The 25,442-nt window shown below is 51.9% G+C and carries 16 protein-coding genes and 1 pseudogene; 7 read left to right on the top strand and 10 right to left on the bottom strand.

Annotated features, from left to right (window positions below):
* Positions 1–15: 15 nt before the first annotated feature.
* Complete coding sequence (locus tag DCX48_05695) at positions 16–2,070, bottom strand: hypothetical protein (protein QXE14046.1); 2,055 nt, start codon at positions 2,068–2,070, stop codon at positions 16–18.
* A gap of 106 nt (positions 2,071–2,176) precedes the next feature.
* Between DCX48_05695 and DCX48_05690 the strand changes: the two are divergent.
* Both DCX48_05690 and DCX48_05685 read left to right on the top strand, forming a co-directional pair.
* Positions 2,177–2,449: pseudogene (locus tag DCX48_05690) on the top strand (VOC family protein).
* A 310-nt stretch (positions 2,450–2,759) separates the two neighbouring features.
* Positions 2,760–2,996 carry a hypothetical protein gene (locus DCX48_05685; protein QXE14045.1) on the top strand — a complete coding sequence of 79 codons (237 nt, stop codon included), beginning with the start codon at positions 2,760–2,762 and terminating at the stop codon, positions 2,994–2,996.
* Between the two features lie 312 nt (positions 2,997–3,308).
* On the opposite strand, the gene DCX48_05680 is transcribed toward DCX48_05685, so the two are convergent.
* The gene (locus DCX48_05680; GenBank protein QXE14044.1) at positions 3,309–9,200 is read right to left on the bottom strand and encodes a DUF3320 domain-containing protein; all 5,892 of its coding nucleotides are present in this window, start codon (positions 9,198–9,200) and stop codon (positions 3,309–3,311) included.
* 627 nt (positions 9,201–9,827) lie between these two features.
* Positions 9,828–10,718, bottom strand: coding sequence for a LysR family transcriptional regulator (locus tag DCX48_05675; protein QXE14043.1), 891 nt, complete (start codon positions 10,716–10,718; stop codon positions 9,828–9,830).
* Between the two features lie 121 nt (positions 10,719–10,839).
* On the opposite strand from DCX48_05675, the gene DCX48_05670 reads away from it, so the two are divergent.
* Complete coding sequence (locus DCX48_05670; protein QXE14042.1) at positions 10,840–12,096, top strand: alpha/beta fold hydrolase; 1,257 nt, start codon at positions 10,840–10,842, stop codon at positions 12,094–12,096.
* Positions 12,097–12,167: 71 nt separating this feature from the next.
* Here DCX48_05670 and DCX48_05665 read toward each other — a convergent pair whose 3' ends face one another.
* The 4 genes from DCX48_05665 to DCX48_05650 are packed head-to-tail and all read right to left on the bottom strand — an operon-like array spanning position 12,168 to position 15,325.
* Positions 12,168–13,085 carry an aminotransferase class IV gene (locus tag DCX48_05665; protein QXE14041.1) on the bottom strand — a complete coding sequence of 306 codons (918 nt, stop codon included), beginning with the start codon at positions 13,083–13,085 and terminating at the stop codon, positions 12,168–12,170.
* Between the two features lie 34 nt (positions 13,086–13,119).
* Positions 13,120–13,950, bottom strand: coding sequence for an amino acid ABC transporter ATP-binding protein (locus DCX48_05660; protein ID QXE14040.1), 831 nt, complete (start codon positions 13,948–13,950; stop codon positions 13,120–13,122).
* 23 nt (positions 13,951–13,973) lie between these two features.
* Positions 13,974–14,639 (bottom strand): amino acid ABC transporter permease, encoded by a 666-nt coding sequence (locus DCX48_05655; protein ID QXE14039.1) that lies wholly within the window; start codon positions 14,637–14,639, stop codon positions 13,974–13,976.
* An 8-nt stretch (positions 14,640–14,647) separates the two neighbouring features.
* Positions 14,648–15,325, bottom strand: coding sequence for an amino acid ABC transporter permease (locus DCX48_05650; GenBank protein QXE14038.1), 678 nt, complete (start codon positions 15,323–15,325; stop codon positions 14,648–14,650).
* Between the two features lie 423 nt (positions 15,326–15,748).
* Here DCX48_05650 and DCX48_05645 point away from each other — a divergent pair, with 423 nt between their 5' ends.
* Complete coding sequence (locus DCX48_05645) at positions 15,749–17,158, top strand: MmgE/PrpD family protein (protein ID QXE14037.1); 1,410 nt, start codon at positions 15,749–15,751, stop codon at positions 17,156–17,158.
* A 35-nt stretch (positions 17,159–17,193) separates the two neighbouring features.
* Here DCX48_05645 and DCX48_05640 read toward each other — a convergent pair whose 3' ends face one another.
* The 3 genes from DCX48_05640 to DCX48_05630 all read right to left on the bottom strand — a co-directional run bounded on the left by DCX48_05640 (position 17,194) and on the right by DCX48_05630 (position 20,254).
* Positions 17,194–18,027: a transporter substrate-binding domain-containing protein gene (locus tag DCX48_05640; GenBank protein QXE14036.1), complete on the bottom strand. Its 834-nt coding sequence runs from the start codon at positions 18,025–18,027 to the stop codon at positions 17,194–17,196.
* A gap of 317 nt (positions 18,028–18,344) precedes the next feature.
* Positions 18,345–19,559, bottom strand: coding sequence for a HAMP domain-containing protein (locus DCX48_05635; protein ID QXE14035.1), 1,215 nt, complete (start codon positions 19,557–19,559; stop codon positions 18,345–18,347).
* Positions 19,560–19,564: 5 nt separating this feature from the next.
* Positions 19,565–20,254 carry a response regulator transcription factor gene (locus tag DCX48_05630; GenBank protein ID QXE14034.1) on the bottom strand — a complete coding sequence of 230 codons (690 nt, stop codon included), beginning with the start codon at positions 20,252–20,254 and terminating at the stop codon, positions 19,565–19,567.
* Between the two features lie 153 nt (positions 20,255–20,407).
* On the opposite strand from DCX48_05630, the gene DCX48_05625 reads away from it, so the two are divergent.
* The 3 genes from DCX48_05625 to DCX48_05615 are packed head-to-tail and all read left to right on the top strand — an operon-like array spanning position 20,408 to position 25,415.
* A complete protein-coding gene (locus tag DCX48_05625) occupies positions 20,408–21,223 on the top strand; it encodes a MipA/OmpV family protein (protein QXE14033.1) in 816 nt (271 codons plus the stop codon).
* 26 nt (positions 21,224–21,249) lie between these two features.
* Positions 21,250–22,332 carry an efflux RND transporter periplasmic adaptor subunit gene (locus tag DCX48_05620; protein QXE14032.1) on the top strand — a complete coding sequence of 361 codons (1,083 nt, stop codon included), beginning with the start codon at positions 21,250–21,252 and terminating at the stop codon, positions 22,330–22,332.
* Positions 22,332–25,415 carry an efflux RND transporter permease subunit gene (locus DCX48_05615; GenBank protein QXE14031.1) on the top strand — a complete coding sequence of 1,028 codons (3,084 nt, stop codon included), beginning with the start codon at positions 22,332–22,334 and terminating at the stop codon, positions 25,413–25,415. Before DCX48_05620 ends, DCX48_05615 begins: the two co-directional genes overlap by 1 nt.
* Positions 25,416–25,442 lie beyond the last annotated feature (27 nt).

Below are 25,442 nucleotides of genomic sequence, written 5' to 3'. Positions count from 1 at the left end.
GTCTATCTGTAGAGATCAGCGTGCATATTCCCATTTCGGGAATATGCAGCCGTTAGGGCCGGGTGCGGTCTGTTTTCCGTTCTCATCGAAACGTGTTTTACATTTTGTGGTCAGCCTGCCGTCTTTCCAGACTCCGCTGCTTTTGACTTTGCCATCGGGGTAATAACAGGCGCTTTCTCCCTGGCGCAGGGCACCCTGATAATCTTTGTACTCTTTGCCATCGACCACTAACGATTTGAAACCCTGTGCGCGGCTAATGCATTGCATCTGACCGTTAGGGTAATAGCTGATTTGGGTGTAGCTGTCATCGGTGCCGATACGCGTTTCATCCTGACGCTGGCCGTTGGCATACCAGGTATTATTGGTTTGCTGACGGTTGAACAGATAATCGGCCTCGGTGAGGGGCGTGCCGTCAGGGTTAAAGGTTTGCTGTTTGCCGCAGTAGCCGCGACCACTCATCGACGGAGGGCAGTAATTACGCTCGATAATTTTGACACCAGCGGCGGTAAATTCTTGCGCCAGTCCGACTTCATCACCGTGGTCATAGGTTGATATGGACTGCGGTTTTCCGTCGGAGAAATTATAGATATTCCGGCCGTCGAGCTCGCCATTGCGGTAGCCGCGATCGGCGCGCAAAGTGGTGCCATCGTCGTAATATTCGATTTCGCGGCCGTTCAGCGTCCCCATCACATAGCCAGCTTGATAAACCAGTTTCCCGGTAGAGTTGAACTTCTGGTACACCCCGTGGGGAAGATTATCTTTATAATGAATGATTTGTGTCAGATGGCCTTTCTTATCACTCCAGCGCAGTTCTCCCTGCTTTACGCCAGCGATCAGTTCGACCTGCTGGATCTCGCCGTCAGCCGTGTTTAGCTGCCACATCCCGTTAGCCACGCCTTTCACAAACGGGCCTTCGCCGTTTTCGGTGATCCACATGCCTTCAGGCTGGTCATCAATATAATCGCCTTTCGTGCGCAGCACGCCCGCCAGACGGCGCTCACTTGGGCCATGGCGCTGGCCATTGAGGTAAGTATCGAAGCCACTTAGCTCGGGTGTATTGCTATTCGCGCCGTCGGTTATCTCCCAGCGGCCTTCTCGCTTATCGTTTTTCATCATGCCAGTGGCCGTTTCTTGCTCATCGCTGATGGTCCACTGGCCTTGCTGTTGTCCCGCTATATAGCTACCTGAACTGTCGAAGTTCTCACCAACGGTGGTCCATTTTTCGTCAGGGATGCCATGGAGGAAAAACCCTTTTACTAAGCCATATTGCTTCGAATAATAGACATAGGGCCCATTTTCGCTGCCGCTGAATTTAGCCGGATCAGCTTGCCAACTGATGGCAGTTACACGAAATTCGGCTGTGGCGCTGTCTGACTCACGGCTGAACGTCGCGGTGAGAAATAAACCGTCTTTTTCCGCAAACGTTTTTTTATAGGCGTAGACATTTTCTGCTGGCTGTTTCGCGGCATGGGAAGGTATGCCATCCTCAAAATACCAGCCGACAAACTTGCCCTGAGTAAAGTCGATGTTATCGAAATCCTGATTATCGAACGTAGGGTACTGCGCGCTGTAGTCATAAGGCGGAAGCTGGCCGAGGGCACGTTTTATCAGCGTTGAATTGAGATCTTTATTCTCGCGCACCAACTTATCCAGAACCGGTTGTAAACTCAGTACCGGAATATAGCTGCCGTCTTCAATATAACGCCAACTGCGCAGGGCGAACTTGCCGTGACTTTTACTCAACACCAGCGTGATTTGACCAGACTTGTCCACATCGGCATAAAACACGGATTCGATGGTGGAATCGGGGAAAGTACCGAGCAGGTGGGGAAGGTGATCGACACTGTGATCCTCTTCGCTACAGAAGCAGTAATAGCCGTTGACCACCTGGTTTTCCTGAATGAAAACCAGAAGGGCGTTGCTGTCGCGTGCGCCCGAAATGATCGGATGCGCCAGCGTTTTACCCGCGTAAAAAGAGTGTGGGGTGTCGTCCGGTGCTGCGATAGCCGTGCTAATCCCTATGGCCATATTCAATAGTAAGATGCCAAACAGTAACTTTACGGCTTTCATTCCCTGACCTGCTCCTTTGAAAAAGAGCGATAGGTTACATGAAATGTTTCTAACGGTTAATATTTGGTTGAATCAATTCTTTGCCGGCTGTTTATCAAAGATGATTCAGGGAGGACCGTTGGTTATAAGCAATAACGGAGCGTCACTTTCCCTTTTCCTCAGAACATCTCAGCATCCTGGTCATACGATGGCTTTCGGCGTAGTGGGATCAGCATTTATTGAGCTGATCCCAACCCTCAAGGACAAAAAAATCCCTTTCACCATCAGTGACCACGATGTATCTATGTCCGTGTACTTCTGCGATCTCAGCAACAACAAGATTGAAGTTACGTCTTACGAATACCTTCATGCAAAGCAGATACTGGAGAACTTTGCATAGTGGCACTTCTATCATTATGGTCGGCTACTACAGCGCCGTGATGGCAAAACAACAGAGTCACTCAACGGGCATATCGTAATCGTGTGAAAGCGAATGTTCGAACCTTGCTCAAAGCTGTCGGAGGTCTTTCGAAGGGCTGTAGAGTGCCAGAAGCGGAAGTTAGCGCGTTATAACGATTTCAGGATTACCCATATAATGGCTTTGTAGTTCAAACTGACGTGGTCGGAATATTATCCCGCCACATCCTGAGCAAATTGCTTTTAAATCAAAAAATAATTTTTTTGCGTCGTTGAAAAAAAGGAATTCGTATATGTCTAAGATTAAGTTTGAACTGAGGCGTGGAAGCGATGTGCTACGTGATGGCATGTATCTGGAATTATCTGTCAGTGAGACATCTCCTTTACGGCAAGTTGCTGAAGTTTTCTATTCTGACGTTACACAAGAATTCTTTTTGACCTGCTACGAAGAGAATATCCCTCTTGAAGCAGTGGAGAAATTGATTTCGGAGGCGAGGATATCTCTCCCGCTAGTGAAGCAAGAACAATAAAAATCCACATAGCACAGACCACATTTCAAGATCCGCTTCTCGCTCTAAGCTGCCTGTAATGCTACTTCAGAAATAGGCTTAGCGTAGGATATTCTCCGTTTTCCAGGCGTCCTCCTCGAGGACGCCCAACTGGTCGACGTTGGTGATACAGAAAACCATGTTAAGAGATGTCAGAAATCGACTCTAATAATAATTATCTCAAAACGGCAACAAAACGAGATGTTGAACTGTTTCTTTGCCTCACAATTGTCTAATGAGACTTTATATTTCAGACTGTTAGTCTCTATACGTGGTTTCCTGCACGGTTGACCTTCAAACAACTTCAAGTATTGATTCAAGCCTTTGTTTTGCTTGACTGGTCAGGCGTCTAATCCAAAGCGACCGGGTCATTTGCTGTATCTTATTGTCACCTTCAATACTCAGAGCCAATGCGCGTAATTCCTCGCAGGGGATCGCGTCAACCTGGCGAATATCGTTATCCGTGGCAGGCAAACGAAACGTATTCCAGTCAGCGCGTTGCGCTGCAGACAGCCAGACGAAGTCTTCACCCGAGAGATCTGTTGCAAGGTGATAGTGTTGATCCACAATATCCATTACGCGTTCACGTATCAACCTGCCGGCGCGAGTGAAGCCATGTATACGTGCGATGCGTTGAACAAGCGTAGTATCCAGAAGGGGTGATTCACTTGTCACCACCGCTTCAATGAGCGTTTTAAGTGTCTCATCATATTCAGCTGTATAGAATTGTTCTGCATCTGCCCTGCCGTGCCATTCCTGAAGATCGTTGACGATATACTTACCGGCATGTGCTGGCTTGTCGTCGTCCTGAGAAGCTAAAGATGCATACTTGAACTCAGTGACATCACCATCTTCAATTACTTCGCCAGGAAGCGGGCTGATAGGGGTTACTGAAGCAGATATTTCCTCATCATTAGCGACAGGTGTAGTGTCAGAAACCAGTATGTCTTCACTGACATCATCGGTTACGGGATCGATGATTGGCGTAATCTGCTTTTGTTTTTCTGCTTCTGCAATCAGTGTGGCTTCCGCTGTTCTGGATTCTTCAAGCAGGCGACGTATTGCTGTATCCAGCCTGTCAAGTGCACCTTCTTTATCAATCCACCATTCTGTTGACCAGAGGCGCAGTAATTTCCAGCCCAGGCCCTGCAGGATGGCGCTGCGGACTTTATCGCGATCGCGTGCTGTTGCTGCGCTATGGTAAGTGGCGCCGTCACATTCAACACCGACAAGATAGTCGCCAGGCTTATCCGGATGAACGATCCCCAAATCAATACGGAAACGGGATACGCCAATTTGTGGGACAACATGCCAACCCTTTTTTCTCAGGCCATTTGCCACCGCTTCTTCAAATGGTGAGTCATAACCGCCTACAGATCCACGTACTGCCTGGGCAAGAGCCACAGGGCCGCGCTGTGCGAATTCAATGAAATATTTGAGGTCAGCAACCGCGCGTGCGCTGGTACGATTAAGGTCGATAAAGGAAGGGTCGAACGAGCTGAAGACCATCATTTCCTGTCGCGCGCGCGTGACGGCAACATTCAGCCGGCGCCAGCCTCCCTCACGATTTAGAGGCCCAAAATTCATCGACATCGTATTTGCGCCTGGCTCAGTCGGGCCGTACCCAATACAGAGCATGATCAAATCGCGCTCATCCCCCTGAACCGTTTCGAGGTTTTTAACCACAACAGGTTCTTCCAGTTCAGACTGGAAGAAAGGTTCAATTTCAGGATGTTGTTGTCTGGCTCGGTCCAGAAGATCGCTGACCAGTTTCTGCTGTTCGGTATTCAGAGTGATAATGCCTATCGATCTGCCTGACGCAATGAAGTCTTTATCAGTCAGTCGCTTCACCGTTTCAGCAACAATTGCTTCTGCCTCGGCCTGATTATGACGTCCTTTGCCTTTAGAGTAGACGCCTGCGACCTTGCACCATTGAACCGCGCTTTGCTTTGTTTCCGAAGCAGGGAAAGTAATCAGATTACTGTCATAGTAACGATGGTTAGAGAAGGTGATCAGGCTTTCATGACGGCTCCGGTAATGCCAGCTCAGGCTGTGGTTATACAGGCCGGCAGCCAGACACTCATCCAGAATGCTTTCCATATCTTCTTCAGTATCATCGTCTGTGTCATTAGCCGCACGATTAAAGAAGCTGGTAGGCGGCATCTGGCGTGGATCGCCGGCGATTACCACCTGTTTTCCTCGCGCCATAGTGCCGATAGCATCCCACGGAGCAATCTGTGATGCTTCATCGAAAATTACCAGGTCAAACAAGGCCTGGTCCGAGGGCAGGAACTGGGCGACTGAAAGCGGACTCATCAGCATGCAAGGAGCAAGTTTGGCCATGGCATCGCCCATTTCCGCTGCCATCTGGCGTACCGGCTTATGACGACGGGACTTCTGTAGCTCATGTTTGAGCAGGGCAAACCCCCCCGGCTTACTGACCTCATTTTTTGCAGGAATGACGCCACATAAACGGGCACGTATGTAGCGCACTGTCAGTTTGGCCAGACGATCGGTTTGCGTACGGTAAGCCTCAATATCACTCATATGCTCAGCCGGCACAAAATTGTGCAGCAGCGGCTCTGAATCGATCATCCAGGATGCAAACCAGCGGCAATAGGCAGTTTCAAATATCTCTGCGGCGCTTACGTCTCCTGAGTCAAGATGGACCAGCGCGTTTATCACGGGCTGCAGGCCATGAGAAATAGCTTCTTCACGCACACGGCTCCAGTCACTCCAGGCTTTAAGAGCGGACTGATGTTGCAGGATATTGAGTGCGCAGTCACGCAGAGCCGTGAGCGAAGGTTTGTCCTCAGATGGTTTTATCAGATTGCAGAAGCGAACCTGCGAATCATTGAAATCGGTAATAGCTGTGTGCAGTTTCCGGGTCAGGGTGGGGATCACACCCTGTGAACCGAGAAGGTCGTTGGCATCAATAATCAGGTTTTTTACCGCAGTGCGGATCCCGGCCAGCTGCTGTGGCGAAGAAGCAAAACCACCTAGCATATTACGGATAGATTCGGCGAGTTGCAGGGTGGCCTGCAATTGCGCAGAGTTGGTATCCAGACCAACCCATCCCGGCAGGGATGTAGTGGCAGAATTAAGCTCAGTTAGGCGTTGCAGTAATGTCTGCAGAGTTTCAACAATGGGGAGGTCAACGGATAAGTCGGGAGCTGAAGTCAGCGAGTGTTGCCGGATAACTTCACCAATCACTTTCTTGCGGGCACTGGTCGCAAAGAACCAGAATTTTTTGTCAGCGACTTCAAGTGCGTTTCTGATCTTCGGAACATTAACGTGCTGCCAGCTGTTACCGAGATAGGTAACGGACAGATGAGCCTTTGTTGCTTCGATCTCACCTAGGAGGTGAATGGCTTTATGAGCTGATTCAATACGGCTCGTGGCATCCGGTGCGAACATGAAGCTCAGATCAATGCCGTAAGCTTCCGACAATAATTCACAGAATGAAGTTAACTGCGATAGTCTCTCCGGTTCGGTAGAGTCCAGAGTGATTCCCGTCGCTTTAAGTAATTCCTCGGTGGCGTTTTCAAGACGATCAATAGTTATTGGCAATGCGTTTGCTTCAGCAATAAGAGAGGATTGCCATCCATTTGTCCAATCAGCCTGGGTGATGAGGTCAAAATGGTCACTGTGCTGTTTCCAGGCATCACGGTTCAGCTTAAGCCGTTTTACTATCTCTCTGAACTGCGTCATCTCTGCAGAAGAATGCAAAGTCGATGCAGGCCAAGTAAAGTGCGGTGTGGCGCTACTGGCATCCCTGATAACCGTGCCCATTGCCTGATGGAGCGTTAAGCCATTTGGCCAGCGCAGATGTAGCAAACGGACAACCTCATTGAGTTTGTCACGCAGGTGCTGCACCTTGGCCGCTTCTTCCTGCCACTCTGCGGTGGTCAGTAGATCACGTGCATCCCATGCCCGCTCAAGCTGTTTGAGAAAATCCATCTTGGACGTTTTGCTCGAGTGCAATTCCAGACAAAATTCACCGAGACCTTGAGCCTCGAGCCTGCGGTAGACCACATCCAGTGCCGCTTTCTTCTCAGCCACAAACAGTACACGCCTGCCCAGCGCAAGATTATGTGCAATCATGTTGGCTATGGTTTGCGACTTCCCAGTGCCGGGTGGTCCATCCAGAACAAAATCCCTGCCTTTTGCAGAGGCTACAACGGCGGCGATTTGCGAGGAATCGGCTGGCAACGGCAGGAAAAGGTCCTGCGTATTGATGTTATCATCGAGTTGCTCAACGTTGATGACTTCCCCGCTCTCATCCAGAACGGCATTGTCCTGGCCGCGTTCAATGAGATACTTTACCAGCGCACTTTGCATAAGCTGCGGTGCACGATCGATGAGATCTTTCCACATCAGATATTTGGCAAAAGAGAAGGTGCCAATCACAACTTCACGGGTGACTTCGAAACCGGGAATATCGCGCACAGCGCGCCGTACCATATTCCAGATGCCATCCACATCAACGCCACTTTCATCAGTCGGAAGATCGCCATCGAGGCCATTGATTGTCAGAGCAAAGTCATTATGTAGCAGCTCAAGCAGTGTAAGGTTGAAGCGAGGCTCTTCTTCAAGCAAACGCATGGTCACGCCCGAAAGCGCACTTTTACGGTCAAGCTGAATCGGCAGCAGTATCAGTGGGGCGGAGTAACTTTTGGGGTCATCAGCGGATTTTTTCCATTTAAGAAAGCCAACAGCGAGGAAAAGGGTGTTGGCGCCACCTTCCTCAAGATCACTTTTCGATTTTCGATAGAGATCGATAAGGGATGACTCCAGGCGGTATTTTTCCATTGAGGAGACAACTTCACCGCGTTCCAGCGCAAGCTGTGCGTATTCTTCGCGCAGGTTCTCGTTTGTAAGCTGCTGATAAAGTTCGGCATCGCGACCGCCACTCTCGAGATCAGGGAGCGGGACAATGCGAATGCGTTTCCCTTCAGCCAGTTTATCTTCAAGATGGCTCGGATTCGCACAAATCAAACGAATGCCCTTAGCGCTTTCAGGAAGATGTAACAGGCGGTTCCGTGTGGTTAAGTCCAGAAGTTTTCGTTGCCACTGTACCAGCCGGCCCCCGGCTTCTTTCTCACCAGCCGTCTCAATATCGATGTCAACATCAGGGAGAGAGGGAGCTTCCTCAAACCCATGCAAATTAACCTCGCCGGAATCCGGCTGGTCTTCAAGGCGGATGATACCCAGAGCCAGTGGCCGAATTTTCTGCATCCGCGCGCGACGGGAATCAATGGCTGCGTGAAAAACATCTTCGTTAAGATGCTTTAACGCTTCATCAGATGCCTGTGTAAATGAAGGCGGGTGAGCTCGGGTCGCGAGTGTTGTCTCAAATACGACCATTTCTTTCAGGTCGACACGTTTGCGCACCGCTGAGACATCTTCTGTCACTAGCTGCGAAAACTCCTGCGGTTGTAACCAGACGCCGGCAAACGCATGACCTTCGCTGAGCATTAGCAATGAATTCAGACCAAGCTGTTCCAGCGCGGAAGCAAATAATAAGGTTGTATCCAGACAGGTTGCGACTTTTCCTTCCAGAATGGCGCCTGGCGTGCGAATTTTCTGTCCATTGTGTTCAAAACTGGCTGGGGGAAGGGCATAACTGATATTAAGGTTGCAGACAGCAGTCCAGAGAGCTGAGGTAATTTCCCAGACACGAGTTCTGGACTTGCTTTCATAGCCATTAAGAGCGTCATCCTTGCCTGCCCGGCGAAGAACATCAGAGGTGGCCTTGAGTACACGATCCACTGCTGGATCATTAGGAATAATAAATGAAGGTAGCAATTCAATCATTGCACTGCCGCCCCATTCATTTTTCGCCAGTGCTTCAAGCGGGTAATGGGTAATAAAGAGTTCTTCCTCACCTAGGCGCAAACTCAAAGTGACTTCACAGAGTACGCTCTCGGTCAGTTCGGCAAGCCATTCGGCATTAAGTTTGACATCCCGATCCCTGATATCCAATGAAGTACCGGGAAGCAGGCGGTCGATATTCCATTTTTTTTCTTCGAGCACGGCGGGCGCGGTCCGCAGATGCAGCGTCAGATCCTGAAATGTCTCTTCGGACTCATTATGCAAGACAAGCTCACGTAACAGCGGAACAGCATTCTGGTGTGATGTGAACCCCAGCTTGTGCGCGATACTCACCTGCGCTTTTATACCCATGAAACTAGTTCTCCTTAAGAGGAAATCACTCAAATATGCACAGTAATGTTGACGACAGGAGATGCATTAAGCAGGCAGAAAGCATCAGCAATTTGATTGCTCTGGCGGCGAGTATAATAACAGGCACGCAAGTTCAGGAAGCATCATTCGCGGATTAGGTTGGGGGGCGAAAGGCAGTGATCGTAAAAATCAATGCACGCTTCCTCTACCGTCAAGAGGGCGTCTCTAAGAATCATCTTAGTGTCTTGCTAACATAAATTATAAAGGGAAACTGATCTATAGATTAGGTCAGCCCAGTAATCTGAGGTGGGGTAGCAATTTCAGAAAATTAAATGCTTATGATAAATAAGGTTTTTTTATTTAATCCCACGATGAAAATGTGACAATGAACAACAAAAAAAATCAATAACAGGTGATGTTCGATATAATATTTTGAAAAATGGCCAGATGACAATTGAATATATCACTTGACCTGCACCTGTTGTTTAACAGACCACGATTTTAGTCATGCCTTTGTCAAACTGCGAACGTCCGCTCCTCGCTCTCAGCAGACCTTCAGCGTCACGTACTTGTCCCCTGTGTGCCAGAAGCAGATATTTTGAGCTTGATAGCAATAACTCAGAAAGGTCATGCCAGATGAGCTTCAGCGATAATTTCCATTAAAAAGTCAGCCACTACCCTGATCCGTGAAGATGCTATTAGGTCGGTATGACTGACCAACCAGAGGTCTTCAGAAAACACGCGTTGGGTATGGATGACTTCCACCAGGTCGCTGTTCTGCGCGGCAATGAAGCAGGGTAAAACTGCGAGTCCTAAACCAGCGTTTGCTGCAGCAATCTGTGTTACAAGGCTGGTCAAGGCTAATGTCGACGTCATGTCAGGGAAGTGTTCATTGAGCCATCTGGCAGAGGGGAGATGACTGAACGACTTGTCCCATGTGATAAAATTTCGGCCTATTATCGGGTTATCTTCGGGCGCAGGATGCTCGCGGACATAGGTTTCTGAACCGTACACCGCAGAAGCCACAACACCTACCTTTCGTATCTTTAAGGAATTCTGTTCAGGACGGACAAGCCGCAGCGCAATATCGGCATCATTTCGTACTACTGATACGGTATTTACACCCGTGACGAGCTCCAGAATGATTTCAGGATAACAGGCCATGAAGCGGGGTAGCTGAGGAATAATCAGGTGGTTTGCTAGCGTCACTGCTGTAGCCAGGCGGACTATTCCGGCAGGAGCCAGATCCCGTCCAGAGATTTTTTTCTCCAGTGTTCCTACTTTACCTTCCACATCTTCAGCATATTTGAGAACTTCTTTGCCAACATCAGTAAGAAAATATCCGGTCTGATGATGGAGGAACAGGCGGGTCTTTAAACTGCTTTCAAGTGCGCCAATCCTTCTTGATACAGTTGACTGGCTGACCTTCAGCTTAATGGCAGTTTTGGTGAGGCTGCTTGTTCGCGCGACTTCCAAAAAGAAGCGTAAGTCGTTCCAGTCCATGCTTATTTCACGCATAAAGTTTTCTGTTTTTGGAAGATGATTGATCGATTTTATCTATAGTTTTCAAAATATGGAACAAATAAACTCTTCCTCATGGCATTTGCCAACTTAATATTTCTTAAATAGGAACAATAAAATGGAAGCAACAAATACGCATGATATACAGGGGCTGAGTGCAAGAAAGACGGTCGAGGCTTATCTGGCGGCATTTGCTGAAGGAAAGTTGGATGATATCGTCAGCCTGCTTGATGACAACGTCGTGTGGCATATCGATGGTGAGCCTGGGGTATCTACCGTTGGGCTGTTACAGGGGCCGGGGCGAGTCAGGCGCTGGCTGCAAAATTTCCCGCAGAACTTCAGGCCATTGGATTTTTCCATCAGTGACATCATTGCCCATAATGACAGCGTTCTGGTACTGGGGCGTTTTCGTCATACCGTACTGAGTACGGGAAATGCGGTTGGCAGCGATATGATCATTCACTTTAAGGTATCAGGGTCGAAAATCACCCGTTATCAAATGTTTGAAGATTCAGCTCTACTTAGCAGAGCTTTTGATGCCAGTGATGAATGGCAGCTTCAGCAGGTTAGAATTAATGGCACTCTGTATCGTTATCGCGATATTGGTGAAGGACCGACGCTTATTTTTGCTCACGGACTGTTCGCAAATCATGAAATTTTCTCTGCACAATTTCAGGTACTGAGTAAGTCGTATCGTTGTATTGTCTTGGACATGCCGGGACACGGCCTGAGCGAATACGATCCCGCTGGTTGGAAACTTGACGATCTGAGCAGGGATTTAGCGTTAATGATTCAGGAACTGTCACTCGGCAAAGTGACATTTATTGGACAGAGTCAGGGCGGAATGGTTGCCATCAGGCTTGCAGCCCATTATCCGCAACTGGTGTCCGGGTTGGTTCTGATCGGCACCAGTGCCAGAGCGGAATTTCCTGAACGTCTGCAAAACTGGCACAGGCAGCGTGACATTCTGCTCACCGGTTCAGAACATGCGCGTGAGGATTTATTCAAAAAAATTCAGGGTCATATCAATAATGAGGCGTGGTTGCAGAATAATCAGGGAGAGGCTGTCCGAGAGCGTCGTATTATGCTGTCTCACAATCGCACAGGATTAGCGCTTGCATTGGATGCAGCGGTTTTTGAGCGGGGTGATATAACGGAACTACTGGCTGACATCAGTGCTCCGACACTGATCATCTGTGGGGAACAGGACACTGCAACACCTGTTGAACTGAGTCAGGAAATAGCTACCCTGATCGCTGACGCGAGTATACTCATTTTGGCTAAAACAGGTCATCATCCTCCGACTGAAGCTGCGCAGGCAGTCACGGCTGCGATTGCAGAGTTCCTGAAATTGGAATGTTCTAATCATCACTAATATCCTCACTTGTCAGTGTCTATCCATTCCTTATGTGGCATCGTCATTGTTATCACGACGATGCGTCTCTATCACTGTGCGTGCAGGTACGCCTCATACCACTGGCTAAGCTTTTCGGTAATCGGGCGATGTTCGGCGCTAAACAAGTGGCCATCCAGCGCTTTTACTGGGGTGATGCCTGCCAGCGTGCCGGTAACAAAGGCTTCATCAGCGGTAAGCGCTTCTGCCAGCGTAAAATCCTGAGTTTTGACCGTGAGTCCGTTGGCGTGAGCGAGATCGATAAGGGTCTGGCGGGTAATGCCATTGAAGCAGTAGCGCCCCGATGACGTCCACAGTTCACCGCGGCGGACGATAAAAAAGTTGGTGGAGTTACAGCTGGCGACAAAACCGTGCGGATCCAGCATCAACGCTTCGTCTGCACCGGCCTGCAACGCCTGTAGCAGCGCCTGAATAAGATTAAGTCGGCTGTGCGAATTGAGCCGTAGATCGAAGACGTCAGGCGTGCTGGTGCGGTAAGTGGACGTAAACAACGTCAGCCCGCGCTTTTTTGCCGCCGTATCGACGACCTTGTATTCCGCCACGCACACGATGGTTGCACCACCGATGATGAAGCGAGGATCCTGATTCGGCGTATGCTTTTTCCCACGGGTAATCATCAGGCGAATATGTGCGCCATCAGTCATCCCGTTGATGGCGAGCGTTTTATAGAGAATAGCGGTCAGCGCCTCTCGGCTATGGCCGATATCCAGTTGGATTGAAGCAGCACCGTCAAACAATCGATCCAGATGGGCATCCAGCGCAATCAGGCGGCCATTAACCAAGCGCAATCCTTCCCATACGCCGTCACCGCACACGTAGCCGGAATCAAAGATCGACACCACCGCGTTGTCGCGATGAACAAATTCCCCATTCACATACACCTGTACGTCGTTGTTACGCGGATCTTGCAAATAGGCCTGACTGCTTTGGCTGGATAACGTCGGTTGCATCGTGCTGTTCCTGAATGTGAATGTGAATGATGAATTAAAAGGCCCGCTCGGCAAAGCGGGCAAGAAAAGCCTGTGTACGCGGCTGCTGCGGATTTTTGAGTACCTGTTCGGCGCTGCCCATTTCATGGATCACGCCATTTTCGATAAACACGACGCGGTCGGCGAAGTGATAGGCAAAACCCAGCTCATGGGTGACTAACAGAAGGGTGCGACCTTCGTCCGCTAACGCCCGAATGGTGTGCAGCACTTCGCCTACCAGTTCGGGATCCAGTGACGATGTCGGCTCATCGAACAGCATCACTTCAGGCGACATTGCCAGCGCTCGGGCTATCGCTACCCGCTGCTGCTGACCGCCGGACAGGCTGCTGGGGCGAGCGTCTTGCTTATTGCTCAGCCCGACCTTTTCCAACTGGGCTTTGGCGATGATATCCGCCTCATGTCGTGGGATCTTTTTCACCGATATCAGTGCTTCACGCACATTTTCCAGCACGGTGAGATGGGGAAACAGGTTGAATTGCTGAAACACCATTCCCACGCGTTCCCGCACGGCGCAAAGTTGTTTCTCTGGGTAGTCGTGCTGACCTTTAGCGTCTGTTTTTCCCAGCACTACGCCATCCAGTTCGATGGTGCCAGCTCTGGGGATTTCCATGAAATTCAGGCAGCGCAATAGCGTACTTTTCCCCGATCCGCTGCCGCCGATGATGGCAATTTTTTCACCGCGTCGTACATCCAGATCGATACCTTTCAACACCTCAACGGCACCGAAGCGTTTCTGGAGTCCGCGAATACGCAGAACGGTATCTTCACTCAGATCACGATTTTCGCTTAGAACACGTTCTTCACTTAAAGCAATATCTTCACGCATAGTAATCCTGTGTCACTGTCGGGCTAGGGGGTTGAACGGAAACGACGTTCAAGTCGTGCGGCAAGGTAGCTCCCCGGCCAGATCAAAACGAAATAGAGCAGTGCCACCACCGTCAGGATTTCCAGCGGACGATAATAGGTGCTGCTCAGCAGCCGCCCTTGGTACATCAGTTCGTTGACGGCCAATATGGAGGCCAGCGAGGTGACTTTAGCCAACTCGATCATCCGGTTGGTCAAGGCAGGTAGCATGTTGCGCAATACTTGTGGCAGAACCACGCGCCGTAGGATCACCGTGTGCCGCATGCCCAACGCTTTTGCGCCTTCCCATTGTCCGTGGTCGATGGATTGTAGTCCGGCACGGAAAATTTCGGTGCAGTACGCGGCGCTATACAGCGTCAGAGCCAGCACGGCGGCGGCAAAGGTACTAAACTGCACACCGACCAGAACCGGGAAGGCGTAATAAAACCAGATCAGCTGGATCAGGACGGGCGTATTGCGGAATATCTCGACAAAGAATCTGGCGGGCAATGACAGCCAGCGCTTTCCAAACACGCGAAAAATACCCAAAACCAGCCCCAGCGCAGTTCCCAGCACGCCTGCTATCAGCCACAGTTCGAGCGTGACGCCAAGGCCTTTCAGCAACACCGGAATGTTGTCCCAGACCAGCGAGAAATCCCATTGATAGTGCATGATGTTCCTTAGGCGAGCCGACGGTCTGCCAGCGACAGCCGTTTCTCAATATGTTGACTGAACAGGCTAATCAGCAGCAGCAGAGTGAAATACATCACGGCCACTAGACTGTAGACTTCGAGCGGTCGGTAAGTTTGGCTGTTTAGCTGCATCGCCTGATAAAGCAGTTCGCTATAGGCCAGTGAGGAAGCCAGCGAGGTGGATTTGATGAGTTCAAACGAACGCTCAATAAAAGGCGGGATCATTCTGCGCAAGGCCTGCGGGAGAATGACCCGTCGCAATGCCGTCGATTGCGGCATGCCCAGCGCTTTTGCTCCTTCCCATTGCCCTGGGTGAATCGAAGAAATCGCTCCACGATAGACCTCAGCATAGAAGGCACCGGACTGTGCCGACAGCGCGATGACGGCGGCGGTGAAAGGTGAAAACGTTAAGGGCGTAATAACGGGCAGGGCGTAGTAAATCCAGAAAAAATGCACAATCGCGGGCGTATTACGATAGAAGCCAATCAACATCACGGCGGGCAAGCGCAATAACAACCGAGGCGACATTTTCATCGCGGCGAGCACCATGCCTGCCAGCATTCCGATCAGGATGCTGGTGGCACCGATCTTTATCGTTCCCCATAGCCCCTCCAACAGCAGTTGGTGGTAAGGCCAGATGGCAGAAAAATCCCACTGATATGACATAGATACAGAACCCCTGGAAATGGCGTATACCCGTCATACTTCAAGTTGCATGTGCGTTGGCTACGATACTCGGCACACTGACGTGAGCCTCGCCCCGTAGGGGTCGCTGCAAGCAGCGTTCAAATCTGCTTTTAACAGATTTGTCACTCACCCGAATCACTTACCTGAGTAAGCTCATCGGGATGAAATGAGAGACATCCTGTCTCTCACCGAAGGCCAGCCGTTGGCTGGTCAAATTCGTTCCCGACGAATTTGTCCCTCGCTTGCCGCCTGCCTGAAACTCGAATTATTTAGGGTATATTAGGAAAAACGTTTCTTATTTTGTTAGAACCTATGCATCTTAGCAGGTCGAAAAAATGATAAATAAATAATAAAACGTGGTGTTAATATTCCTTTTGTTTATAAACAAATGACGATATGCCGATGCCCCACTCAACTGAATTACCTCTGACGTTGCGTCTGGCGACCTTTGCCTGTCGACTGACGATTCAGGACATCCCTGTCGTATTAAGAAGAAAGATTGCGCTGCATTTTATCGACAGCCTGGGCTGCGGCATTGCAGGCGCAAAGAGTCAGGCGGTTCAGGATTGCGCACGGGTCACTCGTCTGCACTATGCTGCGGGCAACAGCCCAGTATTGGATGGTGGAACGCCGCTGGCGGCTATTGGCGCGGCGTTTTTGAATGCGGCGGCGATCAATGCGTTGGATTACGATGACGGGTATGAAGTGGCCGGGTGCGGCATGGGGCATCCCGGTGCCTCGCTGGTTGCCGCCGCGCTGGCGGCGCTGGGGCAGCGCCCTATCGACGGCGAAACGCTGATCTGTGCGCTGGCCGCTGCATATGAAATCAATGGCCGGATCATCCAATCTCAGCAACCGAGTCCGGCGCGTTTTCAGCAGGTTTATGGCGTGTGTCAGCATGAATCGGTAGGTGCAGCGGTGGCCTACGGGTTACTGACGGGGTGTGATGCCGAAGGATTAGAGAACGCTATCGGGTTGGCGGCCTCGTTGACGCCGTTGCCCAGCTTGCACAAATACAACTGGCAGCAGCGACCGTTGGTTTCCTTTAAGGATTACAACGCGCCAGCCGCGGAAGCGGGCGTCCGTGGTGTCGAGCTGCACCACGCAGGAATGATCGGCCCAAGAGATGTGCTGTCCGGCGAGAAGGGATTCTGGCGCATGATGGGGTCAGATCGTTTTGATGAGACGATTTTGTCGACCGGTTTAGGAGAGCAGTGGGCGCTCCAGCACGCCAGTTTCAAAGCGTATCCGGCCTGTCGCTGGATACATACTGCACTGGAATCCTTCGAACGTGTACAGGACGAGTTGGCGCTGGTGCCGCAGGATATTGACCTTATTCGGGTTAAAGGCAGCCAGAGATTGGCCGCTGACTTTATGGATAGGCGACCGAAAAATGAAACGGATGCGCAGTTCAGCCTGCCGTTTGCGCTGGCCTGTCTTGCCTACCGTATTCCGCGCCACCGCTGGAGTGCGGGCGATACGTTAATCAATCCTATGCTTCTGGCGCTAGCCGATAAGGTTCACGTTGAGGTGTCTCCCGAACTTGACCAGCTTATGGCGCAAGCGCGTCGCCCGGTATTGCAGGTTGATGTTGTCACGCGGGGAAACGTTGTGGCAGGTGAACGCATTGCATTTCCGCTGGGCTGTGTGGAACACCCGCTAACGGAAAGCAACATCATGGAGAAATTTGCGGAGAATCTATCGTCACGGCTTGCCCCTGCTGATATTGCACAGGCAGTAGCGGCGCTCTCTGAGATTGAACAATGCAAGGATGTAGCTGCACTGGTTACGCCGCTGATGCAGATGTCCTGAATCCGTTCAGGACCGTTCTGTTATCCAAATCCCGCTTATTTCCAGTCTTCTTTAATGACTGACGGCACTTTGCTTGCGTCCACGCCGCGCAGTTTGAGCGCCTGTTCATAGTAGTGCTGGGTTTTACCAGACTTATACAGCTTGGCAAATTCGTCATTCAGGAAGTTGTGGAAGGTCTGGTCGGCTTCTTTGCGGATTGCGCCGCTGGTGCTGACTTCAATAATCGGCTTCGGCAGAATCAAATTGCCTTTGCCGACTTTAGCCTGTTGCAGCGCCAGAGCCGGATGGAAATACGACAGTGCATCGACACGGCCAGCATAGAATGCGGCTACGCCCTCATCCATATTTGGGAAGCGCACTAGCTGTGCTTTTGGCAGACGTTTGGTCAGAATCAGATCTGGGCTGGAACCCAGCGTGACGCCGATTTTGACATCCTCACGATTGAGATCGTCCCAGTTGGTAACGGTAATGCCGTCGCGAATCAACACGCCTTGCGCATACCAAAAGAAAGGCTGCTCAGGGAAATCGACCGCTTTTTTCCGCTCTTCCGTTGGATCGAGTACCAGCATGGTATCGATCTGACCCGTTTGTAAGGCGGCAATGGCGTTACCCCAGGTGGTTTCTACCGTCACCAGCTTCACGCCAAGATCGTTGGCTAACTCCTTGCCGATGTTATAGCCGATGCCATCCCATTCTCCGGTCGATGGATTTTTAAAATACCACGGCTCACCCTGTGCCACGCCGATGCGTAATTCACCGGTTTGTTTGATGTGTTGCCACGTTGATGGCTGTGTTTCCGCAGCCTGACTGAAAAAGGAGGCGCTAACTAGCGTCATCGCCATGAATACCTGGTGAAGAGAACGTTTCATAATAGTTACCCTGATGATTGAGTTTTAATCGAGGCGATATATTTCGCTCATGCAGAGTAGCGAAATACTTATAGCGAAATTAGTCTTTTTCGCCTTATCTCATTCCAGATAAATATAAGTATTGGTCAGGACAAAAAACGTGTTAGACAGCGGTGTGCCTCGCCGTAGGGCGTGGAGTCTGAGGTGGTGGCGTTTGTCTCATCGTTGAGCGGGTGAGTATTGCAGTATTTCCCGGTTTTTTTACCAGAGAAAGGGCATAGCAATAATTTCGCTATGCTTTCTCATTATTGGTCAATGACCAACGGCATGCAGCTACGTCAGGCGGTGTGTGGCAGCGTCATCACGATGGCAAGTCCGCCGTTATTGCCGCGTTCTGCATAAATAGCACCACCATGTGCAGTGATAATGGCTGAGGCAATAGACAGCCCAAGTCCACTGCCGCCGGAGTGTCTTCCGCGTGAATGTTCTGCCCGCCAGAAGCGGTCGAAAAGCAGGGGCAGCGATTCTGCTTCAATCCCCGGTCCGTGGTCAGAAACTGTAATCTGCCAGCACGGCACGTTTTCACGTACTGCCATTTCACGAACGGTCATTTCACGTACCTCAATTGCCAGATAGCGCCCCTCGCTGGCGTAGCTTAAGGCATTCTCGATCAGAATAGAGAACACCTGTCCCAATCGTTCGCGGTCGGCAACACAAAAGTCATGTTGTTCGATATGAATATGGGTCTGAAACCCAGCCTGCTCTAGCTGAGGCCGATACCAGGTAAGCCGCTCAGTGACGATCTCGTCGAAATACAGCGGCGTTTTGACCAGTTGCAGTTGTCCGGCTCTGGCGAGTGAAAGAAAGTGCAGATCCTGAATCACGTGATTGAGCTGTTCGAGCTGTTTGATGACCATCGTCAGCTGTGATTTATCGCGCGGAAAGACGTCATCAAGCATGCCCTGAACGCGCCCCATCGCCGCGTTTAACGGCGTACGCAGTTCGTGAGCCAACGCCGCGCTGGATTCGCGGAGTTCCCGCTCGTAGCGCTCCAACTGTGCGGTCATATTATTAAAGTCGTTCGCCAGCGTAATCAACTCCATCGGTGCCTGCTCGACAAGCTGTGTGCGAGCATCGAAATTTCCCTGAGCAACGTCGCGTGCGGCGCTGGCGATATTGGAAAATTGTTGTGACAGCGGTCGCGCCCGCCACAGCACGATGACGACGACGGTCGGTAAGGCGATCAGAACCATAATCGCCAGCACCAGCCAGTCAGTGCTGGCAATATTTGGCACAAAGAAATCCGGGCCGTAATACTGATTGATAATCTGTTGGTAGCGGGGATTACCGTAATCTTCCTGTTTGCTTAACTGCTGAAATTCAGCCCGTACCTCGTCCGGCATCTGCTGTTCGACGTAGACATTGTTGATGGCGAAGCGTAGCCACATCAGGGTGGCGATGATGAGCAGGGTGGCGAGCAGCAGAGAAATAATACGAAAGCACAGCCAGCGCCACAGCGACATTTTTTCTGACAGGAAGATCGATTTTTTCATCAGGTTCACCGGAATCGATAGCCAACAGAACGGACGGTGACGAGCACGTTGATGATGTCGTACTGGTTGAGTTTCTTCCTGAGGTTGTGGACGTGAGTATCCACCACGCGTTCCAGCGCATCGCTTTCCGGCAAGCAGGCTTCCAGTAGCTCACCGCGAGTGAAGGCGCGGTTTGGCGCTTTGAGCAGCGTCACCAGAATGTTGAATTCGGTGGGCGTAAGATCGAGAACGACAGATTCAGACGGTGAGAGCGCAATGCTTGCCGTCACGGAGGTTGGATCAACCGATAAATTCTCGAATGTCAGGATCGCATCTTCCCGGATGGCGTAGCCGGTTCGCCGTAGCACGGCCTGCACTCGCGCTACCACTTCCTGCGGATTATAGGGCTTGACGACATAGTCATCCGCGCCGTAACGCAGCGCGCCGATCCGTTCCGGTTCATCGCCGATGGCGGTGACCATAATTACCGGAATATTACTGCGCTGCCGCAGGGCGGACAGCACCTCAGAACCATTCATTTTCGGCAGCATCACATCCAGCAAAATCAAATCGGGTTTACTGGTCAGCGCCATGTGCAGACCTTTTTGCCCATCAGACGCGATAGAAACCTGATAGCCATCGCGCCGCAGATAAGCCTCAAGCACGCTGGCGGCATCCATATCGTCTTCAATAACCAACACCCGTTTTTCTGCCATCACAACCTCTTGATGAAATCTTAAAAAACCACAAAGCGTTTCTTGATTAAGCGTCAGCATAATTCGTCACGGTGCTGAAAAGCCAACACCAATTACATTGCACCCGCCGTGGAAACACCACGGTGCAAGATTACCGCGTTAAAGAGGGGATGTATGAACATAACAACAATGATTTTATCCACCAGTCTGTCCGCTATCGTGTTATCTGGCACCGCATTCGCTGCGGAGTCGGAGGCATCAGCGCCCTCGCTTTTGGGTGACCACACGGATGTTACCGTTGGCGTTGCAGCCCAGAATGCACCGCGTTACAAGGGGAGTAAAAATCGTCAAACCATGGCACTGCCTGTGCTGACGGTTCAGCGCGGTGCACTCTATTTCGATTCTTCGCACGGCATTGGCTGGCAATACCAGTCTCCTTCCGGTTTTTATCTCGATCACGCGATTGGCTACGACATGGGAAGGGATGACAAAAACAGCAATTGGCGTGCGGGTTCTAACCGATTGAAAGGGATGGGGAAAATCAAAGGATCGGTAATTACCACCGTAACGGCGGGGTATCAGTTTGCACCCTGGCTGGCGCTGGAAGCGAGCGGTGAATTTGCACTGAGCGAGACAAAAAGAGGAAATCAGTATCGCGTCGGGGCAAAGAGCACGGTGTGGCAGTCCACGACAAAAGACGACGTGCTGGCGCTGTCGGCAGACGTGCTGATGGGCGATGCCCGCTTTAATCAAACCTATTACGGTGTGACACAGCAGCAGAGCAGCCGTTCTGGGTTGGCCGCCTATCATGCTGGCAAAGGTGTCTACGGTTATGCACTGGGCGCGAACTGGACGCATCAATTTAGCCCTGCCTGGTCAACCAACGTCGGGGTTACCTCAACGTGGCTGACTGACAAAGTCGCGGATAGTCAGGTTGTGGAACGACGGAATGATACTGGCGCCACGTTGGCTGTTCTGTATTCGTTCTGATGGCGTTTGATGAGTGAGAGGATGTGATGATGGTCAGCCGTTTTGCCTTTTGTCTGCTGTCAGCCGTGTTGCTTAGCGGCTGTGACAGTACCGATGGTTCGCCTGCGCCGCCGCCCGTGAGGCCGGTAAAAACGCTGGTCGTCATGCCAGCAATGAGTCGTGAGCCTGTGACGCTGACGGGAGAGATTCGCCCGCATGAAGAAACGGCGTTAGGTTTCCGGCTGGATGGCCGCATCCTGAATCGTTTGGTGGATGTGGGGGCATCCGTGAAGCGCGGTGATGTGATTGCGACGCTCGATGCTCGCGACAGTGAAAATCAGCTGCGCAGCGCACAGGCTGATTTAGCCAGCGCAACCTCGGCAGAACGGCTGGCGAAAAGTAATTTCTCCCGCATGAAGGCGCTGGCGCCGGGCGGGGCCATTGCGCGGGTACAGCTTGATGAAGCGCAGGCAAATTGGGATGCCGCTGTTTCCCGGCGCGAAAGCGCACAGACGACCGTCAAAGGGGCGCAGGAACGCCTCAGCTATACGCAACTCACGTCCGCACAGGATGGTGTGATAACAACGGTCAGTGCGAATCCCGGTCAGGTGGTCAGTGCCGGGCAGGAAGTCGTCAAGCTAGCTTCGCTCGATGGGCGCGATGCGGTGTTTGATGTACCAGAACGTTTGGTCAATCAGTCGCTTCCTTCGCGCACGATTCTCGTGTTGCTGCTATCCGATCCGGCGATTCAGGTACAAGGACGCGTGCGTGATATCAGTCCGCAGGCCGATGCAGTCACGCGAACGTTTCGGGTTCGGGTGACGTTAACCTCGCCACCGGTAGCGATGGTACTGGGTGCCAGCGTGAATGGCGCAATACAGCAGTCCGACACAGCTGTCATTGAGTTACCTGCTTCTGCACTCACCCGTCAGGAAGAAAACCCGGCGGTTTACGTCGTGAACACGGAAACCCAGACGGTGCGCTTGCAGCCGATTACCGTTGCACGCTACAGCGACACGGCGATCTACATCACCGATGGGCTGAAACAGGGTGACCGCGTGGTAACGGCTGGCGTCAGTAAGCTACGGCCGGATGAGAAAATTCGGCTGGATGAAGAGGGGCGTCGCTAATGTCTCGTGAATCTCAATCTTCTACCTCTACGCGCTTCAATCTCTCCGCTTGGGCACTAGCGCATCAGCAGTTGGTCGCTTTTATGATGCTGGTGATTATGGCGGCAGGCGTGATGAGCTACCAGCGCTTGCCACGCAACGAAGATCCGGCGTTTACCATCAAATCTGCCGTGGTATCTGCCGCCTGGCCGGGGGCGACGGTGAGCGATACCGTCAATTTCGTCACCGATAAGCTGGAGAAGAAGTTACAGGAAACGCCGTATCTCGATTATGTCGAGAGCTACACCCGTGCTGGGGAAGCGGTGGTTTTCGTTAACCTGCGTGATGATACACCGCCTTCTGCCGTGCCGAATATCTGGTATACGGTGCGTAAGAAGATGACGGATATCGCCAGTTCGCTCCCCGATGGTGTCAGCCCGCCAGACGTCAATGACGAGTTTGATGACACGTTTGGTACGATTTATGGCTTCACCGCGGATGGGTTCTCACCACGTGAACTGCGCGATCGCGTCGAGGATATTCGCTCTGCGTTACTGAGCGTGCCGGATGTCGGCAAGGTCGACATGCTGGGGGTGGAAGAAGAACAGATCGTCGTAACGTTTTCTCCCCGACGGCTGGCTGGATTAGGGATCGATTCGCAGCAGGTGATTGATTCACTTAAAGCACAGAATGCGGTTACGCCTGCCGGTATTATCCGTACTGGGGATGAGAAGATCGCCGTGCGCGTCAGCGGCGCGTTTACCTCTGAGGAGAGTCTGCGCCAGATTACCTTACGTATTGGCGGGAAATTTGTTCCGCTTACTGATATCGCCACCATTAGCCGTGAAATAGCGGAACCGCCGTCGCCGACGTTTCGAGTAAATGGCGAGAAAGCCATTGGACTGGCTATTTCTATGGCACCTACCGGCAACATGCTCAATTTCGGTCAGGCTATTCGCGAAAAAATGAACACGCTTTCTGCCCAGTTACCGCATGGGATAGAAATGACGCGTGTGGCCGATCAGGCTGAGGTGGTGAAAGGCGCGGTCGGCGGCTTTATCAAAGTGCTGCTGGAGGCCGTTGCCATCGTGTTGGCGGTGTCGTTCGTTTCTCTCGGCAGCCGTGCGGGACTGGTCGTTGCTGCATCCATCCCTATTGTGCTGGCGATGACGTTTATTGGCATGGAGATAACCGGTATTGGTTTGCAGCGTATCTCGCTCGGGGCGCTGATTATTTCGCTGGGACTGCTGGTGGATGACGCCATGATTACGGTAGAAGCCATGGTGTCGCGGCTGGAAGAGGGGTGGGATCGTAAACGGGCGGCGGCCTGGGCGTATGAAAGTACAGCTTTTCCCATGCTGACGGGGACGCTGGTGATGATTGCCGGATTTATTCCCGTCGGGTTTGCCTCATCCAGCGCGGGTGAATACTGTTTTTCGCTTTTCGTCGTCGTCCTCATCGCCTTGCTCAGTTCCTGGATCGTCGCGATTCTTTTTTCCCCGCTGCTCGGTGTCTGGTTGTTGCCAAAAACGTTTTGTCACCATCACAACGAACCGGGACGAGTGGGACGCATTTATCGCCAATGGCTGCAACGGGCGTTGGCAAACCGGGGAATGACGTTAATCATTGCGGTGCTCCTACTGGTTGTCGCCTTGTTCGGCGCAACCCGATTGGAGGGAGAATTCTTTCCCGCGTCGGACAGGCCAGAACTGCTGGTTAGCCTGACGTTGCCCTCGAATGCATCACAGGCTGCGACGGAAGTGCAGGCGAAACGGCTGGAAGCACTTCTGAAGGACGATCCTGACGTTGACCATTTCTCCACTTATGTTGGGGCGGGGGCGGTACGTTTTTATCTCCCAATGGATGTGCTACTGAGTCACGAAAATATCGCTCAACTGGTGGTGGTAGCAAAAAATCTGGATGCGCGGGACGCGCTGGCGGCACGGTTGAATCAGGTGCTTGAGCGCGATTTTAGTAGCATTGTGGCGCGCGTCTCGGCATTGGAATTAGGGCCGCCAGTGGGCTGGCCGCTTAAATATCGGGTCGCGGGGCCGGATATTAATCGGGTTCGTGATCTTGCGCAGGGGCTTGCCGGCCTGGTGGGAAACCGAGCCGATGTCCGCGAGGTGAATCTGACGGCAGGTGAACCTGAACGCTCGGTGAACGTGGTGCTGAATCAGACTGAAGCCCGCGCGGTTGGTATCAGTTCACAGGATGTGGCCAGCATGCTGGCGGCGATATTCTCCGGTTCAACGCTGACCTCGGTGCGCGATGAAAACCGATTGGTGGACGTCGTGATTCGCGGTACGCCGCAGGAACGCAGAGACGTCGCCACGATCGCGAATCTACAAATTCCGATTGCGGAGGGGCGCTCGGTACCGCTGAGACAGATTGCCACGGTTTCGTACGGCGTTGACGATCCGATTATCTGGCGGCGTCAGCGCGAGCCGTTCATCACGGTGCAGATGGATGTCGCGCCGGGCGTGCGGGCACCGGCGCTGTCTGAAAAATTGGCACCGGAAATTGAACGCTACCGTGCCTCGTTACCGACGGGCTATCACATCACGGAAGGCGGCGTTGCGGCGGAATCCGACAAGGGCAATGGTTCGGTGTATGCGGTGTTGCCAGTTACGCTGTTGGTGATGCTGGTGCTGTTAATGATTCAGCTACAGCGTATTTCCCGCATGGTGCTGGCATTCCTGACCGCACCGTTTGGCCTGATCGGCATCGTTGCGGCCATGTTGCCGACCGGAACGCCGATGGGATTTGTGGCGCTGCTGGGAGCAATTGCGCTGGCGGGGATGATTATTCGTAATGCCGTCATTCTGATTGGCGAAGTCGATCTGAATGTGAAAAATGGACAACCCGCCACGGAGGCAATCGTGAATGCGGCCAGCCATCGTTCACGCCCGATAGTGCTGACCGCGCTGGCGGCGATTCTTGGCATGATCCCGATTGCGCATCAGGTGTTTTGGGGGCCGATGGCCTACGCGATTATCGGCGGATTGATGGTGGCGACGCTGCTGACGTTGCTTGCCCTGCCTGCGGCGCTGAGTCTATTGATGCAGTGGGAAGGGCGGAAGGTGGAAAATCCTACGGCGTAGGGGAAAATACGACAGGTCGTGGCACTA

This window comes from Pectobacterium atrosepticum, from assembly GCA_019056595.1.
In the GTDB taxonomy this organism is placed as follows: domain Bacteria; phylum Pseudomonadota; class Gammaproteobacteria; order Enterobacterales; family Enterobacteriaceae; genus Pectobacterium; species Pectobacterium atrosepticum.
Note: the sequence above shows the minus strand (reverse complement) of the source record. Positions and strands in the feature narration are given on the sequence as shown.

Excerpts from the sequence above, each read along its gene's own strand:
- DCX48_05680 (QXE14044.1), bottom strand. The coding sequence starts at position 9,200 with ATGGGTATAAAAGCGCAGGTGAGTATCGCGCACAAGCTGGGGTTCACA.
- DCX48_05615 (QXE14031.1), top strand. The coding sequence starts at position 22,332 with ATGTCTCGTGAATCTCAATCTTCTACCTCTACGCGCTTCAATCTCTCC.
- DCX48_05655 (QXE14039.1), bottom strand. The coding sequence starts at position 14,639 with ATGCACTATCAATGGGATTTCTCGCTGGTCTGGGACAACATTCCGGTG.
- DCX48_05635 (QXE14035.1), bottom strand. The coding sequence starts at position 19,559 with ATGAAAAAATCGATCTTCCTGTCAGAAAAAATGTCGCTGTGGCGCTGG.
- DCX48_05620 (QXE14032.1), top strand. The coding sequence starts at position 21,250 with ATGATGGTCAGCCGTTTTGCCTTTTGTCTGCTGTCAGCCGTGTTGCTT.
- DCX48_05645 (QXE14037.1), top strand. The coding sequence starts at position 15,749 with ATGCCCCACTCAACTGAATTACCTCTGACGTTGCGTCTGGCGACCTTT.
- DCX48_05630 (QXE14034.1), bottom strand. The coding sequence starts at position 20,254 with ATGGCAGAAAAACGGGTGTTGGTTATTGAAGACGATATGGATGCCGCC.
- DCX48_05685 (QXE14045.1), top strand. The coding sequence starts at position 2,760 with ATGTCTAAGATTAAGTTTGAACTGAGGCGTGGAAGCGATGTGCTACGT.
- DCX48_05665 (QXE14041.1), bottom strand. The coding sequence starts at position 13,085 with ATGCAACCGACGTTATCCAGCCAAAGCAGTCAGGCCTATTTGCAAGAT.
- DCX48_05660 (QXE14040.1), bottom strand. The coding sequence starts at position 13,950 with ATGCGTGAAGATATTGCTTTAAGTGAAGAACGTGTTCTAAGCGAAAAT.
- DCX48_05695 (QXE14046.1), bottom strand. The coding sequence starts at position 2,070 with ATGAAAGCCGTAAAGTTACTGTTTGGCATCTTACTATTGAATATGGCC.
- DCX48_05650 (QXE14038.1), bottom strand. The coding sequence starts at position 15,325 with ATGTCATATCAGTGGGATTTTTCTGCCATCTGGCCTTACCACCAACTG.
- DCX48_05670 (QXE14042.1), top strand. The coding sequence starts at position 10,840 with ATGGAAGCAACAAATACGCATGATATACAGGGGCTGAGTGCAAGAAAG.
- DCX48_05640 (QXE14036.1), bottom strand. The coding sequence starts at position 18,027 with ATGAAACGTTCTCTTCACCAGGTATTCATGGCGATGACGCTAGTTAGC.
- DCX48_05625 (QXE14033.1), top strand. The coding sequence starts at position 20,408 with ATGAACATAACAACAATGATTTTATCCACCAGTCTGTCCGCTATCGTG.
- DCX48_05675 (QXE14043.1), bottom strand. The coding sequence starts at position 10,718 with ATGCGTGAAATAAGCATGGACTGGAACGACTTACGCTTCTTTTTGGAA.